At 69.6% G+C, this 14847-nt stretch carries 14 protein-coding genes; 8 read left to right on the top strand and 6 right to left on the bottom strand.

The annotated features are described in order from the left end of the window. The 4 genes from RR49_RS01295 to RR49_RS01280 form a co-directional block, all read left to right on the top strand. A partial coding sequence (locus tag RR49_RS01295) for a peptidoglycan DD-metalloendopeptidase family protein (protein ID WP_045246031.1) occupies positions 1 to 769 on the top strand: 769 nt, incomplete at its 5' end. Between the two features lie 77 nt (positions 770 to 846). Then, entirely contained in the window at positions 847 to 1863 is a 1017-nt protein-coding gene (gene ccsB / locus RR49_RS01290; RefSeq protein WP_045246027.1) for a c-type cytochrome biogenesis protein CcsB, read from the top strand. A gap of 129 nt (positions 1864 to 1992) precedes the next feature. Beyond that, on the top strand, positions 1993 to 3972 hold the full coding sequence (locus RR49_RS01285) for a bifunctional copper resistance protein CopD/cytochrome c oxidase assembly protein (RefSeq protein WP_045246025.1): 1980 nt from the start codon (positions 1993 to 1995) through the stop codon (positions 3970 to 3972). A gap of 10 nt (positions 3973 to 3982) precedes the next feature. Beyond that, positions 3983 to 4378: a DUF4307 domain-containing protein gene (locus RR49_RS01280; protein ID WP_045246023.1), complete on the top strand. Its 396-nt coding sequence runs from the start codon at positions 3983 to 3985 to the stop codon at positions 4376 to 4378. Positions 4379 to 4417: 39 nt separating this feature from the next. Here RR49_RS01280 and RR49_RS01275 read toward each other — a convergent pair whose 3' ends face one another. Beyond that, on the bottom strand, positions 4418 to 6454 hold the full coding sequence (locus RR49_RS01275) for a heavy metal translocating P-type ATPase (protein WP_048809453.1): 2037 nt from the start codon (positions 6452 to 6454) through the stop codon (positions 4418 to 4420). 78 nt (positions 6455 to 6532) lie between these two features. Here RR49_RS01275 and RR49_RS01270 point away from each other — a divergent pair, with 78 nt between their 5' ends. Then, on the top strand, positions 6533 to 6865 hold the full coding sequence (locus RR49_RS01270) for an ArsR/SmtB family transcription factor (protein ID WP_045246029.1): 333 nt from the start codon (positions 6533 to 6535) through the stop codon (positions 6863 to 6865). A 488-nt stretch (positions 6866 to 7353) separates the two neighbouring features. On the opposite strand, the gene RR49_RS01265 is transcribed toward RR49_RS01270, so the two are convergent. Genes RR49_RS01265 through RR49_RS01245 form a run of 5 tightly spaced genes read right to left on the bottom strand, consistent with a single transcriptional unit; the run spans position 7354 to position 11857 of the window. Beyond that, the gene (locus RR49_RS01265) at positions 7354 to 8262 is read right to left on the bottom strand and encodes a DMT family transporter (protein ID WP_045246021.1); all 909 of its coding nucleotides are present in this window, start codon (positions 8260 to 8262) and stop codon (positions 7354 to 7356) included. Continuing rightward, positions 8259 to 8543 carry a DUF2933 domain-containing protein gene (locus RR49_RS01260; RefSeq protein ID WP_048809451.1) on the bottom strand — a complete coding sequence of 95 codons (285 nt, stop codon included), beginning with the start codon at positions 8541 to 8543 and terminating at the stop codon, positions 8259 to 8261. The genes RR49_RS01265 and RR49_RS01260 overlap by 4 nt, the downstream gene beginning before the upstream one ends. Continuing rightward, positions 8540 to 9583 carry a type II glyceraldehyde-3-phosphate dehydrogenase gene (locus RR49_RS01255; RefSeq protein ID WP_045246019.1) on the bottom strand — a complete coding sequence of 348 codons (1044 nt, stop codon included), beginning with the start codon at positions 9581 to 9583 and terminating at the stop codon, positions 8540 to 8542. The genes RR49_RS01260 and RR49_RS01255 overlap by 4 nt, the downstream gene beginning before the upstream one ends. A gap of 39 nt (positions 9584 to 9622) precedes the next feature. Next, on the bottom strand, positions 9623 to 11278 hold the full coding sequence (locus tag RR49_RS01250; protein WP_045246018.1) for an ABC1 kinase family protein: 1656 nt from the start codon (positions 11276 to 11278) through the stop codon (positions 9623 to 9625). Between the two features lie 21 nt (positions 11279 to 11299). After that, on the bottom strand, positions 11300 to 11857 hold the full coding sequence (locus RR49_RS01245; RefSeq protein WP_045246016.1) for an AAA family ATPase: 558 nt from the start codon (positions 11855 to 11857) through the stop codon (positions 11300 to 11302). A gap of 61 nt (positions 11858 to 11918) precedes the next feature. Here RR49_RS01245 and RR49_RS01240 point away from each other — a divergent pair, with 61 nt between their 5' ends. The 3 genes from RR49_RS01240 to RR49_RS01230 form a co-directional block, all read left to right on the top strand. Continuing rightward, positions 11919 to 12203 (top strand): metal-sensitive transcriptional regulator, encoded by a 285-nt coding sequence (locus RR49_RS01240; protein WP_045246014.1) that lies wholly within the window; start codon positions 11919 to 11921, stop codon positions 12201 to 12203. Positions 12204 to 12252: 49 nt separating this feature from the next. Further along, positions 12253 to 12612, top strand: coding sequence for a heavy-metal-associated domain-containing protein (locus RR49_RS01235; RefSeq protein ID WP_045246012.1), 360 nt, complete (start codon positions 12253 to 12255; stop codon positions 12610 to 12612). Then, the coding region (locus tag RR49_RS01230) for a heavy metal translocating P-type ATPase (RefSeq protein ID WP_045246011.1) at positions 12609 to 14847 on the top strand (2239 nt) is incomplete at its 3' end. The genes RR49_RS01235 and RR49_RS01230, both read left to right, overlap by 4 nt.

Genomic DNA, 14847 nt, shown 5'->3' with positions numbered 1-14847 from the left:
CCCCCCACGGCGCCCGCCCGCAGAAACGTCCGCCCGTGGTCGGGTAATCGCGCTGCGCCCAGTGCGCTCCCTGGCGGTCCTGACGGTGGTCACCGGCCTGATCGCCACCTTCGCCCTCCCCGCGTATGCCGCCTGGCAGCCGGCGGACCTCGAGATCCCGACACTGCAGCAAGTCGCGTCCGAGGACGCGCAATCCTTGATCGTCGCCTCCGACGCGACTGGGACGCAGCTCACACGGGAGAGCTACTCGGCCACCACCCAGGCGGAGATCGACCAGAAGAAGGCGGCAGAAGCAGCCGCAGAACGTGCCCGCGCCTCCGCACAAGTCGCCTCGGTGCCCTTCGACTACAGCATCGTGCCCCAAGGCAGTGGAGCCGTGCGGTGGCCGGTGGGCGGTCCGTTCACCGTGACCGACCGCTTCGGTGCTCGAGGCGGCGCGCATATGGGCACCGACATGGTCGCTGCCGGCGGAACCCCCGTCTACGCGTCCGTCGACGGCGTCGTGCGGATCTCGCAGGACAGCTACGGCGGATACGGGGTGACCGTGGTGGTGGAGTCCGTGCTGAACGGGCAACAGGTGAGCACGGTGTACCCGCACATGCAGACCGGAAGCCGGCAGGTCGCCGCCGGGCAGACCGTCACGGCCGGGCAGCTGGTCGGACTCGTCGGCAGCACGGGACGCTCCACCGCGAACCATCTGCACTTCGAGGTCTACCTCGACGGAACCGCCGTGGACTCGCTGGCCTGGCTGGAAGCGAACGCGGGCTGACCGATGTGCACGGATCTACCGCGCCACCCCGCTCGCGGGCACCCCCTGACCGCAACGACGAAGAGGACGACCCTGCCATGACCGGAACCGACGCGCTCTCCCTCGACGGCATCTCACTGCTGCTGGTGTGGACGGCGATCGCCACCTACCTGCTCGCGTTCATCGCGTACACCATCGACCTGGCCGGGCGCTCCGTCCCCGCCAGCGTCCCGCAGCGGGAGCCGGTCCTGGCCGGCGCTACCGCACGGGCGGGCCAGCAGACGGACAACGCCCAGAGTGGGTCGGTGGACAGTGTTCGCACGCCGCCCGCGCAGCGTCAACGGCTGCTGTGGGCGCGGATCGGGACGTCGCTGACGGTCCTCGCGTTCCTGTTCCACCTGGCCGGCACCATCCTGCGCGGCATCGCCGCGGAGCGGGTGCCGTGGGCGAACATGTACGAGTTCGCGCTGACCGGCACGGTCTTGATCGTGGCCGTCTACCTGCTGGTGCTGCGCCGCTACGACCTCCGCTTCCTCGGTGCGTTCCTGATCGGCATGGTGGTGCTGCTGCTGGGTGGCGCGACGGTCTCGTTCTACGTCGAGGTCGTTCCGCTGATGGATCCGCTCAAGAGCGTGTGGCTGGTCATCCACGTCTTCGTCGCGTCCCTGGCCACCGCCCTGTTCGCGATCGCCTGCGGCATCTCCATCACCCAGCTCCTGCAGGCCCGCCGGGAGCGCCGCACCCGAGCATCCTCGGACACTGCCCGCGCCGACGGTCTTGGGTTTCTGCGCACTCTGCCCGCCGCCGACGTGCTCGAGTCCCTCGCGTACCGGTTCGCGATCGTGGGGTTCGTGTTCTGGACGTTCACCCTGATCGCCGGCGCGATCTGGGCCAACGACTCCTGGGGTCGCTACTGGGGCTTCGATGTCAAGGAGGTGTGGACGTTCGTGATCTGGGTGCTCTACGCCGGCTACATCCACGCCCGCGCGACCCGCGGCTGGCGCGGCACCCGCTCCGCCTGGCTGTCCATCATCGGGTTCGTCGCGGTGCTGTTCAACTTCACGATCGTGAACATGTTCTTCCAGGGCCTCCACTCCTACTCCGGGCTCACATGACCCCGCACCCCTGCCCCGCCCTCTTGCCCGAGCCGAAAGCACGCACATGACCCCGATACTCTCGATTCCCGCCACCACGGGTGCGGATGCCACTGAACGCGGACAGCGGTCACTCCGACCGCGACAGGAATGACTCCTCGCGTCTTGCGGGTCGCAGGGCCTGCGATCCTCGGCGGGGTCGCACTCATCGCCTTGGTCGGGGCGTTGTGGTTCGGTGGGGGTGCTGCGCAGATCCCACTCGGCGACGCCGGCCCTGTTGTGCGCTGGGGGCTTCCGGTCACGAAACTGGTCGTGAATCTCGCCGCCGCGGGCATGGTCGGTGTGCTCGTGACCGCCTTGTTCACGCTGCGGGCCGGTGAGCGCGAGTTCGACGTCGCCCTCGATACCGCGTCGATCTCTGCAGCCCTGTTCACCGTGGCCGCGGGCGCGACCGGGTTCCTCACGCTTCTCAGCGTGTTCAACCCGGCCATCGACGCAGGCCCCCAGTTCGGTGCCCAGCTCGGCCGGTTCCTCGTCGAGCTCGAGGTCGGCAGGACATGGCTGATCACGACGGTCGCCGGCGCCGCCCTCACCGTCCTGACATTCGCCGTGCGGTCCTGGGTCGGGACGCTTCTGGTCGCCCTGGTGGCGGTGGCCTCGCTCGTGCCGATGGGCACGCAGGGGCACTCCGGCGATGACGCCTTCCACCACGAGGCGATGATGGCGCTCATCCTGCACATCATCGGCGCCGCGGTGTGGCTCGGCGGGCTCCTGCTGCTCATCGCCGTCCGTCCAGCCCTCGACCGTCGCCGCATCCCCGATCTCGTCGCCCGCTACTCGAGCATCGCTCTGGCCGCGTTCGTGCTCGTCGCCGTGTCCGGCACGGTGCGCGCCGCCATCGGCCTGCAGGAGTGGTCCGATCTGCTCTCGCCCTATGGCGCGATCTTGGGCATCAAGGTCGTCGCGCTCGTCGGCCTCGGCCTCTTCGGGGCGTGGTACCGCACCCGCCTGATCGGCAGGATGCGCAGCTCCGACGCGGCATCCCGCCCTTTCTGGATGCTCATCGCGTTCGAGCTGGCACTGATGGGTGTGGCCAGCGGCGCCGCCGCAGCGCTGGCCCGCACTCCGCCACCGAACCCGGCCCCGCTTCCCGAGATCCCCTCGCCGGCAGAACGCCTCACCGGTGCCCCGCTGCCCCCGGAGCTCACGATCGAACGGTGGGTCACCGCGTGGAACGTGGACATGTTGTGGGCGGTGCTCGCCGGGTTCGCGATCTTCTTCTATCTCGCCGGGGTGTGGCGGCTGCGCCGGCGCGGCGACGCGTGGCCTGTGTATCGCACGATCATGTGGGTCGCCGGCATGGTGCTGCTGGTCTGGGTCACCGGCGGCGTCGTCAACGTCTACCAGGACTACCTGTTCAGCATGCACATGGTGGGGCACATGCTGCTCACGATGGCGATCCCGGTGCTGCTGGTCGCCGGCGCCCCGGTGACCCTCGCCGCCCGGGCGATCCGCAAACGCGACGACGGCACCCGCGGCGGGCGGGAGTGGATCCTGTGGGCGGTGCATTCGCCCGTCGCCCGCATCCTGACGAACCCGTTCGTCGCGGCCGCCCTGTTCATCGGCTCACTGTGGGTGTTCTATTACACCGACCTGTTCCGCTGGTCGCTGTACGACCACCTCGGCCACCAGTGGATGATCGCGCACTTCCTCATCACCGGCTACCTGTTCGCGCTCTCCCTGATCGGCATCGACCCGGTGCCGTGGCGGCTTCCCTACGCCGGCAGGCTGCTGCTGCTCATCGGTGTGATGGCGATGCACGCGTTCTTCGGCATCGCCATCATGATGCAGTCGGGGCTGATGGTCGCCGACTGGTTCGGGTCGATGGGTCGCACCTGGGGTGTCACACCGCTCGAGGATCAGTACACCGGCGGCGGTATCGCGTGGTCGATCGGTGAGATCCCCACCCTGATCCTCGCGATCACGGTCGCGATTCAGTGGAGTCGCAGCGACGACCGCGAGACCAAGCGGCGAGACCGGCACGCCGACCGCACCGGCGAAGCCGAGCTCGAGGCCTACAACGCACGCCTCACCGAGCTCGCCGACCGCGATGCTCGCAGCCGCAGATAGGGCGCACTACGTGACGACGAAAGAGGAGCTCGCCGACCGCTACGGTCGGGGACCGCGGCCCATCCGCCGCCGCGTGTTCTGGGTCACCGTCGCGACGGCGGCAATCCTGTCTGTCGCCGGGCTTTCGTGGCTGACTGTCTCGAACTCGCTCGACGACGTCGGATTCGACGAGACCGGATACGAGCTGGTCGATGCGCGCACCGTGACCGTATCCTTCCAAGCCACGCCACCCGCTGGGACGTCGTTCGCATGCGCGGTGCAGGCATTGGATGAGGACTTCGGCATCGTCGGTTGGCGGGTCATCGAGTACCCCGCGTCCGAGGAGATCACACGAGCACTCGTGGAGACCATCCCGACCGTCGCGCAGGCAACGACCGGCACCGTGCAATCCTGCTGGGCCACATAGCCGCGCAAGGGAGGCCGTCGCCTGCGCCGGCTGAGTCTCTCAAGCGGTGGGCCTGTCTTCGTGGTCGATGCCGTGGTGCTCTTTGCCGCGCTCGAAGTTGAGCAGGCGGAGTGCGTTGCCGACGACGATCAGGGTGGAGCCTTCGTGGATGAGTACGACCGCGCCGATGTTCAGGCCGAGGAAGGTGGCGAGGATGAGGAACGCGACGATCGCGAGGCTGGCGATGAGGTTCTGCCGGATGATGCGGCTGGTGGCGCGGCTGAGCCGCACGGCGAACGGGACGCGGCCGAGGTCGTCGCTCATCAGCGCGATGTCGCAGGTTTCCAACGCGACGGTGGAGCCGGCGGCGCCCATCGCGATGCCGACGTCGGCGCGGGCCATCGCGGGGGCGTCGTTGACGCCGTCGCCGACCATCGCGATCGGTCGGTGGGTTTCGGCGAGGCGGGTGATCTGAGCGACTTTGTCCTCGGGGAGCAGTTCGCCGATCGCGGTGTCGACGCCGACTTCCCGGCCGACCGCGTCGGCGACGCGCTGGTTGTCGCCGGAGATCATCACGAGCTGCCCCACGTTCGCGCCCCGGAGCGCGCTGAGCACCTGGGCGGACTCCGCGCGGGACGCATCCATCACGCCGACGATGCCGAGGAACCGGTCGCCACGGCGGATGATCATCAGCGTCTGCCCGGAGTCCCGCGCCTGCGTGTACGCGTCGGCGAGCGTGCCGGTCAGCGCGAGTTGCTGCTCGTCGAACATGCGCAGGTTGCCGACGTCGACCCGCTCGCCGTCGATCGTCGCCGTGACGCCACGCCCGACGACCGCGTTCAGGTCTGTCGCGGTGAGGCGCTCGGCCTGGGGGACGCGGGGCTCGAGGTCGCGGACGATCGCCTCGGCCAGCGGGTGATCGCTGAGCGCTTCGACAGCGACCAGAGTGCGGATCAGCTCGGACTCGGGCACGTCGGCGGCGGGGGTGACGGACGTCACCCGGGGGGCACCCCAGGTCAGGGTGCCGGTCTTGTCGAACGCCATCGCCTTGACCCGCCCGAGCGTCTCGAGCGGGGCGCCGCCCTTGACGAGCACCCCGGCACGCGCAGCACGGGCGACCCCTGCCAGCACCGCGGCCGGGGTTGCGATCGCGAGCGCGCAGGGGCTGGCGGCGACGAGCACGGTCATGGCGAGGTAGAACGCGTCGGGGAACGGTTGCGCGAACGCGAGCCAGGAGATCAGGAGGGTGACGGCGACCCCGAGGATCACGGCGGGCACGTACCAACGCTGGAACCGGTCGATGAACTGCTGTGTGGGGGAGGCGGCCTGGTCGGCGGAGCGGACGAGCTCGACGACCTTGCTGAGCGTCGAGTCCGCGGAGGTCGCGGTGACCTCGACCTCGAGCACGCCGGACCCGTTCACGGTGCCGGCGAACACACGGTTGGCGGCGGGCAGGGTGTCGACGGTGCGCATCGCCCGCTCCGGGTCGGCCACCGGCTCCTTCTCCACCGGAATCGACTCCCCGGTGACCGCGGACTGATCCACCGCGGACACCCCGGAGATCACGAACCCGTCTGAGGGAATGCGGGAGTTCGGGCGGATGACGACGATGTCCCCGACGACGATCTCCTCCACCGGCACCTCCACCGGCTCGTCCCCGCCGCGGCGCACCAGGGCGCTGCGGGGAGCGAGCTCGGCCAGGGACTCGATGGACTTGCTGGCACGGCTGAGGGCGTATTCCTCGAGCGCGTGGCCGAGGCTGAACAGGAACAGCAGCACCGCCCCTTCCGCCCACCGGCCGATGAGGGCGGCGCCGATCGCGGCCACCAGCATGAGGAAGTCGACCTCGAACTTCCCTCGCATCGTCGAGGCGATCGCGGTGCGGAACGTGAAGAACCCACCGAAGAAGTAGGTGGCGAGGAAGAACACCAACGGCCACCCGACCATCGGCAGCCCCAACGCGAACTCGGCGATCATCCCGCCGGCGTAGGTCACGCCCGCGGCGATCGCGAACCACAGCTCCCACCGGGCCGAACCGTGGGAATGGTCGTGCGTCTCCGCAGCGGGCGCGGTAGTCGTCGGGGAAGAAGCAGTCATGCGACCAGGATACATCACAAGATCATGATATATTGTAGTTGTGAATGATTATCGTGATCGGAGGGCACAATGGTGAGCATGGCCGGTACTGAGACGCGTCGGGAAGCAGGCACCCTGTCCGTAGCGGATGCTGAGCGTCTCGCCGAGATCATGCAGGCACTGGCGTCACCTGTGCGGCTGCGCATTCTGAGCGCGCTGAGTGTTCAGCCGAGCACCGTGACCGACCTCAGCGAACAGCTGCACATCGGACAGACGACCACATCGAACCATTTGCGGCTGCTGCGGCATCTGAGCCTGGTCCTTGGCACGCGCGACGGCCGGCACATCCACTACTCGCTCTTCGACGACCACGTCTCCGAACTGCTCGAGGAGGCCATCGGGCACCTCGAGCATCTGCCCGGCGGAGGATGACGCCTGCCGGAGCTCCCCGATTGACGAGAGTATTCCCGTTCACGTCGGGGGGCGCTGCTGCGGCCGGGGAGAGCGCGTCGCTGCCGGTTCGGACACGCTGCATGGTGTGTAGCCGATCGCCGCGACGGCCATGAGCTCTTGTAAGAATCCGCCACTACTCGCGGAATCCTGAACCCGAAACCCCAGCCAACTACCGTGGAATCGCGGCATTCCTCGCCATCTCGAGCGGGAACCTACAACATTTCTCGGGCGCCGTCCTTCTGCGCGACGGACCGCCAGGGTGAAGGTTCTCGATAGGAGCTGCAATTTCCACCGGCGGCGGGCGGACGGGCTATTCGTTTTGTCCGATGGGTCGTGTGTACCGGCATCTCGGGCTGTTCGTTGCGGCCACGTCGCCGGCATGTCCGACCAGCTTGACGACTACATCACCCGGCCAGGGCTGGGACGTCGGTTTGATGGGTGGTGGCGGGGCGCCACCAGGCGGGCGCTCAACCTTCAAGCCGACGGGACGCGCGGTCAGCGTGTCTGCCGGGGATGGTGAGGAGGGCGACGGAGCCGATCACGATGGCGGTGCCGGTCCAGCCGAGCACGCTCTGGGTCTCCTGCAAGAGCCCGACGGACAGGACGATCCCGAAGACGGGCACGAGGATCGTCCATGTTGTGAGGATGTCGAGCCGGGACCGTTGCGTCTCCGCGTACCAGGCGACGGTGGTCGCGGCGGTGCCGGCCAGGGACATCCACAGCAGGGAGAGCACGAATCCCGGCGTCCATTCAATGACCGGCGGACCTTCGACGATCGCGGCGGCGACGAGGAGGATCCCGCCGCCGAGCAGCAGCTGCACGGTGGCGACGAGGAACGGGTCGGCGCGCACGGCGCGGCTGATGAGGGTGCCGGCGGTGACGGCGGCGGCGGCGGTGAGGGACAGCCATGCCCCGGTCCCGGCGCCGGCGGGCAGCACGATGAGCAGGAGTCCGGCGAGCCCGGTGAGCATCGCGGCCACCGATCGCAGGGAGGGACGTTCGCGGTAGAGCCACCAGGCGGGCAGCAGGATGAGGACGGGCTGGACGTTGGCCAGCACGGACGCGACGCCCGTTGTCAGGCCGATGGTGCCGCCGAACATGGCGGCGTAGGCGATGGCGACGTTCACGACGCCGAGCACGCCGATCAGCGTCCAACTGCGTACCTCGCGGGGGACGGGCGCGCGGCGGATGACAGTGAGGATCAGCAGAGCGGCACCGGCGACGAGGGCGCGCAGTGCTGCGAGCCAGAGGAGCGGGGCGTCTTGCAGGCCGATGCTGATCGCGACGAAGCAGGATCCCCACGCGAAGGTGATCCACAGCATCCGCCAGGGGCGCGGGGCGCGCCGATCGGCGCCGGGAACAGCGGGTGTGTTCATGCGGGGTCGGTCGGGGGCGGGTCTGTGTCGTCCGCGGTGCGGGGGTGTCGCTGTTCGTGGTCGTGTCCGGGGTCGCCGTGCCCTCCGTGGCTTCCGTGTCCGCGGTGGCCGAACAGGTGAATCGCGGCGATCGCGATGATGCCGGCGTAGGGGGCGGCTGCGGCGAGGTGAGTCCAGTGGTCGATGATCAGGTAGAGCGCGATCCCGGCGACCGCCAGTGCGATGATCACCCACATCCAGACCCGTCCCGTGCGGGGCGGCCCCGCATGCCGGGTGGTCATGGGTGCTCCGGGGTGAGGAAGTCGTGTCGCATGCCGAGGCTCTCGTCGGTGCGGCGGATGGAGGCGGCGGGGTCGGTGGTGGTGCCGGTGAGCGCGCGGATCGCGTCGATGGTCTCGGGCACGACGATCGCTTCGTTGTAGACCTGGTAGGTGAGGTAGGCCTCGTCGCCGTCGACGGTGAGGAGGTCTTCCCAGACGGCGACTTCCCACATGTCCCCGCGGGGCCGGCCGAGGTCGCGCATCAGCTCGATGGTGGAGTTGAGGGCGACGAGCCCGTCGGACATGCGGATGAACGCGATGCGGGGCGCGGCGCGCAACGCGTCGAGGATCTCGTCGCGGGAGGCGCGGCGGGTCAGTTGCAGGGTCCAGTAGTGGTTGTGGGTTTGGGTGTGTGCGCCCTTGGCGGCGATGGTGACCACGTCCAGTCCGGGAAGCACGGTGCGCGCGTCGGGACCTTGGTGGGAGGGGATGACAGGTTCGGGGACCATCGTGTTCATGATCCCGCCCAGGTGCGATTCCCACGGGTCGGTGGCGCGGCGGATGAGGACCCCGCGGGCGCGTAGCAGCAGCCCGGCGTCGTCGAGCGCGCCGAGGACGCGGACGATGCTGGTGGTGTTGCAGGACACCACCCGGGTGCTGTCTCGGCCGAGGGCGGTGGTGTAGTTGGCTTGGGCGACGAAGGAGTGCCCGGTGGTCTCGTGTGCTTCCCCGCCCTGCACGATCGCCTTCACTCCCGCCGCCTGGTAGCGGGGCAGGTTCCCGGCGGCGACGTGTTTGGGGGTGGTGTCGACGATCACGTCACACTGCTCGAGCAGGTCGTCCAGGCTCCCGCGGGCGGTCAGGCCCGCCTCCTGCATCGCCTGCTCTGCTTCGGACGTGGAGGCGAACACCGGCAGCCGGTTCGCGGCGGACTTGATGCGCCAGTCGGTGACGATGTCCGCGACTCCGACCAGGTGCATGTCGGGTTGGGCGCGGACGGCGTCGGCGACACGTTTGCCGATGACCCCGTACCCGTTCACTCCGACATTGATCGTGTCCATGATGGTGTCCTTCCGTAGGGTGAGCAGGGGGCTCAGGGTTTAGCGGCGGGGGCGGCGGCGCATGGTCCACAGCAGGTAGCCGCCGAGTGCGCTGATCATGCCGGCGCCGGCACCGAGGAGGGCGCCTTGCCGGGGCCGCCAGCGGGCGTTCCCGCCGACAAGGGTGCCGATGCCGTTGATGAGGGCTGCGGCGATGACCCCGGCGATCACCCGGTTGCCGATGCGTTCGGCCCGTTCGACGAGCGGCTCGAGTTCGGCCGCGCGCAGGTGCACCTGGAACCCGCCGTCTTCGATGACATTCCGCAGCCGGCGCAGGGTGGCGGGCAGTTCCTCGAGGAGCGCGCTGGTGTCAGCACCTGCCCGCGCCCACCGCCGGGCGAGCGCGGACAGGGAGAGCTGGGCGCGGGTGAGGTGCTCCGCGTAGGGCTGCAACGCGTTCAGCATCTGGAAGTCGGGGTCCAGTAGCGCGGCGGTGCCCTCGGCTATCATCAGCACCTTGAACAGCAGCGCGGTCTCCTGGGGGAGATGCAGCTGGTGGTGTTGCAGGATGTCCAGCAGCTGCCGCAACATGCCGGCGAGGCTGATCTCCGACAGGGAACGGCCCCGGTAACGGCCGAGGAACCCGGTGAGCTCGTGGCGCAGCCCGGCCCGGTCGGAGACTTCCCCGGCGCCGGCCAGGCCGATGAGGGCGCTGGTGAGCGCGTCCGGGTCGTCGCGGGCGAAGGCGAGCAGCATGCCGGCGAGGTGGTCGGTGGTCTGTTCGCGCAGCTCGCCGACCATTCCGAAGTCGATCAGTGCGAGGGACCCGTCGGGTTGGACGAACATGTTCCCGGGGTGCGGGTCGGCGTGGAAGAACCGGTGCTCGAACACCATCGTGAGCACCAGGTCCGCGCCCCGACGCGCCAACGCCGCCCGGTCGATACCGGCGGCGTCCATTCCGGCCAGGTCGTCGATCCGCAGGCCGCCCACCCGTTCCAGCGTGAGCACCCGGGACGTGCTCGTCTCCCCGAGCACCCGCGGGATCCGCACCTGCGGGGAGCCTGCGAAATCTTGAGCGAACCGTTCGGCGTTGCGGGCCTCCTGAAGATAGTCGAGCTCAGCGCGCAGTGTGCGGGCGAACTCGTCCACGAGGCCGGGCAGGTCGTACCGGCGGACCGTGTCCCAGCGGCGGTGTGCACGGTCGGCAAGGTCACGGAGGATGTCGAGGTCTTCGTTGACCTGCTCAACGACCCCGGGGCGGCGTACCTTCACGACCACATCGGTGCCGTCGTGCAGGGTGCCCGCATACGCCTGCCCGATGGACGCCGCCGCCAACGGCACCCGGTCGAACCGAGCGAACACCTCCTCCGGGTCCGCGCCGAGCTCGTCCCGCAACACCTGCACGATCTGCTCCCACGGTGCCGGGGCGGCCGCGTCCTGCAGCTTGGTGAACTCGGCGATCCACGACTGGGGGAGAAGGTCGTGGCGGGTGGAGAGCAGCTGCCCCAGCTTCATGAAGGTCGGCCCGAGCTCCTCCAACGCCACCCGCACGTGCTCCGGGTTCGTGTACGGGGTCTGCTGCGGAGTGTGCCCGAACGCGCCACGATGGAACGGGACCAGCCCGCCCAGACCGATCATTCCGGCGGCGACGCCCAGCCCGTGCCGGCGTAACACCGCACCGATCTGCCGGTACCGGCCGCGACGACCCTCACCCATCACATCCCCCTTTCTTCTCGGTCAGCGGGTCCGGTCGAGGATGAACTGGACACGCTCGTCCGGTGGCAGTGCGGGGACGGTGACCACGGGGAACGGCAGCTCCCGATACACCTGCCCGATCAGCTCGTGGAGGCGCTGCTGCGCGGCCGCGTCCTCGGTGCGCGCGTAATCGGGAGCCAGCGGCAGCAGGTCCAGCAGGAAAACGGTCGCGTACCGCGCCTGGGTGACCGCGTCCCGCAGCGCGGGGTCGGGGTCGATGCCGAGGAACCGGTAGTAGGCCAGCGAGTCCGGCAGGGCCCGGTCCAGGAACACCGTCTGCGCCGGGTCCAGGTCACGCTCCTGCTGGATCTGCATCGCCACGACCGCGCGCTGGAACTGCGCCTGCCTGTCCCGGATCTGCCGGATGCTGCGCCCGCTGATCCGTTGCAGGTCGATGTAGTGGCGGGCATGCTCCATCGTCGTCGCATACCCCCGGGCGTGCAACAGGTTCACCGTCGTGGTCTTCCCCGAGCTCGGACCCCCGGTCAGCACATGCCAGCCGGACCCGTGAGCGGGGTGAGGATGCCGAACGCCGGTCATGTTCACACCCTACACCCCATACCCCTAGTGGGTATGTTAGATTGGGGTGAGGAGGTGCGAGATGGCACACGGATATGTGGACGACAAGCAGGCGCTGCTGGCGCGGTTGCGACGCGCGGAGGGTCAGGTGCGGGGGATCGCGCGGATGGTCGACGAGGACGTGTACTGCATCGACATCCTCACCCAGGTGTCCGCGGTCACCAAAGCGCTGGAGTCAGTGGCGCTGACACTGCTGGAAGACCACCTCGGGCACTGCGTCGCGCAGGCGACCGCGGAAGGCGGGCCGGTCGCGGAGGAGAAGCTCCGTGAGGCCAACGCCGCCATCGCCCGCCTCGTGCGCTCCTAAGACACCCCCTCTACTCACATTCACACAAAGCTCTTGAAGGGAGCACATCATGACCGGACAGGGATTCCAGGACCTCGGCCTGCAGGCGACCAGCACCGGCGGCGGCTGCGCCTGTTGCAGCCCCACCTCCCACGCCACGGCAGCCACCGACACCGGCGCACCGGCGCAGCAGACGGCGGCGGGCGAGACCGTGTCGGCGCAGTTCCTGGTGGAGGGGATGACCTGCGCGCACTGCGTGCGTAGCGTCACCGAAGAGGTCTCCGCGATCGACGGCGTCTCCGACGTCGCGGTCGATCTGCACGCCGGCGGTGTGTCCACGGTGACGGTGTCCAGCGCCGCGCCGGTGGATGCGGAGCGGGTGCGGGCGGCGGTGGAGGAGGCCGGCTACAGCCTCGCCTCAGCGTCATGACCACGACGACGACGGATGTCGATCTCGACATCACCGGGATGACCTGCGCGTCGTGCGCGACCCGGGTGGAGCGGAAGCTGAACAAGCTGCCCGGGGTGGCGGCGACGGTCAACTTCGCCACCGAGAAGGCCCGCGTGCACGCCGAGTCCGCGGTGCCGGTGGAGGAGCTGATCGCGGCGGTCGAGCAGGCCGGGTACGGGGCATCCGTCCCCGCCCCACCCGTCGACACCCCCGACGAGAAGACCACGCCGCAGGATGCGGAGTTGGTGTCGTTGCGGCAGCGGCTGATCGTCTCGGCGATCCTGGCGGTGCCGGTGGCGGTGTTGTCGATGATCCCGGCGCTGCAGTTCACCTACTGGCAGTGGCTGACCCTGACCCTGGCGGCCCCGGTCGTGGTGTGGGGGGCGTGGCCGTTCCACCGTGCCGCGGCGATCAACGCCCGTCACGGTGCGGCGACGATGGACACCCTGATCAGCCTCGGCGTGCTGGCTGCGTTCGGCTGGTCCCTGTATGCCCTGTTCTTCGGCGGTGCCGGGATGCCCGGGATGCGGATGAGCGTGACCTTCGTCGGCACCCCGCAGTCCGGCGGTCACGAGGTGTATCTGGAGGTCGCCGCACTGGTGACGGTGTTCATCCTCCTCGGCCGCTACCTGGAGACCCGCGCGAAGCGGCAATCCGGGGAGGCTCTGCGCGCCCTGTTGGAGCTGGGCGCGAAAGACGCCGTCATCCTCCGCACGGGTGTCGAGCAGCGCGTCCCGGTCGCCCAGCTGGTGCCCGGCGACATCGTGGTGGTGCGGCCGGGGGAGAAGATCCCCGCCGACGGTGTCGTCACCGAGGGTGTCTCCGCGGTGGACGAGTCGATGCTGACCGGCGAGTCCGTCCCCGTCGAAGTCGCCCCCGGCTCGAAGGTGGTCGGCGCGACGGTGAACACCGGCGGCCGGCTGCTGGTGGAGCTCACCCGGGTCGGCGCGGACACGGAGCTGGCCCGGATGGCCAGGTTGGTGGAGGAGGCGCAGACCGGGAAGGCGCAGGTGCAGCGCCTCGCCGACCGGGTCTCCGCGATCTTCGTCCCCATCGTCATCGCCCTCGCCATCGTCGCGTTCACGGTGTGGCTTCTGGTCGGGGCTTCCCCGGAGGTCGCGTTCACCGCCGCGGTGACGACGCTGATCATCGCGTGCCCGTGCGCGCTCGGGTTGGCGACGCCGACCGCGCTGCTTGTCGGCACCGGGCGGGGCGCGCAGCTGGGCATCCTGATCCGCGGACCCCAGGTGCTGGAGCAGACCCGCCGCATCGACACCGTCGTGCTGGACAAGACCGGCACCATCACCGCCGGCACCATGACCGTCACGGCTACGCATCCGACTCCCGGCACCGATCAGGCGGAGCTGGTGCAGGTCGCAGCGGCGCTCGAGCATGGCTCCGAGCACCCCATCGGCCGCGCCATCACCACGGCCGCCAGCAGGCCGCTCGCGGCCGTGGAGTCGTTCGCCGCGGTGGCCGGGCAGGGTGTGCAGGGCATCGTCGACGGCCGCCTGGTCGCCGCCGGCCGCGCCTCCTGGATCACCACCCAATGGGCACTTCCCGTCCCTACCGACCTCGCCGCGACCATCGCGGCGGACGAGGCGGCGGGGGCGACGGTGACGGTGGTGGCGTGGGACGGGCAGGTGCGCGGGGCGATCAGCGTCGCCGACACCATCAAACCCACCAGCCGTGAGGCGGTCGCACGGCTCCGAGAGCTCGGGTTGACCCCGATCCTGCTCACCGGCGACAACCCCGGCGCCGCGCGGGCGATCGCCGACCAGGCCGGGATCGAGGACGTCCGTGCCGGGGTCACCCCGCAGGGCAAGCTCGACACCATCCGCGACCTGCAGGCCGCGGGCCGGGTGGTCGCGATGGTCGGCGACGGCGTCAACGACGCCGCAGCCCTCGCTGCGGCAGACCTGGGGATCGCGATGGGCACCGGCACCGACGCGGCCATCACCGCCGCGGACCTGACCATCGTCTCCGGCGACCTCGTGCTGGTCCCGGACGCGATCCGGCTGGCCCGCCGCACCCTGGGCACGATCAAGGGGAACCTGTTCTGGGCGTTCGCGTACAACGTCGCCGCCCTCCCGGTCGCGATGCTCGCCCTGCTCAACCCCATCCTCGCGGGAGCTGCGATGGCGTTCAGCAGCGTGTTCGTCGTCACCAACAGCCTCCGACTGCGCCGCTTCCGCGCCCTCCCCACCCCGACAC

This window comes from Microbacterium ginsengisoli (assembly GCF_000956535.1).
GTDB classification, from domain to species: Bacteria; Actinomycetota; Actinomycetes; order Actinomycetales; family Microbacteriaceae; genus Microbacterium; species Microbacterium ginsengisoli.
Note: the sequence above shows the minus strand (reverse complement) of the source record. Positions and strands in the feature narration are given on the sequence as shown.

Excerpts from the sequence above, each read along its gene's own strand:
- ccsB (WP_045246027.1), top strand. The coding sequence starts at position 847 with ATGACCGGAACCGACGCGCTCTCCCTCGACGGCATCTCACTGCTGCTG.
- RR49_RS01265 (WP_045246021.1), bottom strand. The coding sequence starts at position 8,262 with ATGAACACACCCGCTGTTCCCGGCGCCGATCGGCGCGCCCCGCGCCCC.
- RR49_RS01235 (WP_045246012.1), top strand. The coding sequence starts at position 12,253 with ATGACCGGACAGGGATTCCAGGACCTCGGCCTGCAGGCGACCAGCACC.
- RR49_RS01255 (WP_045246019.1), bottom strand. The coding sequence starts at position 9,583 with ATGGACACGATCAATGTCGGAGTGAACGGGTACGGGGTCATCGGCAAA.
- RR49_RS01250 (WP_045246018.1), bottom strand. The coding sequence starts at position 11,278 with ATGGGTGAGGGTCGTCGCGGCCGGTACCGGCAGATCGGTGCGGTGTTA.
- RR49_RS01240 (WP_045246014.1), top strand. The coding sequence starts at position 11,919 with ATGGCACACGGATATGTGGACGACAAGCAGGCGCTGCTGGCGCGGTTG.
- RR49_RS01245 (WP_045246016.1), bottom strand. The coding sequence starts at position 11,857 with ATGACCGGCGTTCGGCATCCTCACCCCGCTCACGGGTCCGGCTGGCAT.
- RR49_RS01260 (WP_048809451.1), bottom strand. The coding sequence starts at position 8,543 with ATGACCACCCGGCATGCGGGGCCGCCCCGCACGGGACGGGTCTGGATG.
- RR49_RS01270 (WP_045246029.1), top strand. The coding sequence starts at position 6,533 with ATGGCCGGTACTGAGACGCGTCGGGAAGCAGGCACCCTGTCCGTAGCG.
- RR49_RS01275 (WP_048809453.1), bottom strand. The coding sequence starts at position 6,454 with ATGACTGCTTCTTCCCCGACGACTACCGCGCCCGCTGCGGAGACGCAC.
- RR49_RS01285 (WP_045246025.1), top strand. The coding sequence starts at position 1,993 with ATGACTCCTCGCGTCTTGCGGGTCGCAGGGCCTGCGATCCTCGGCGGG.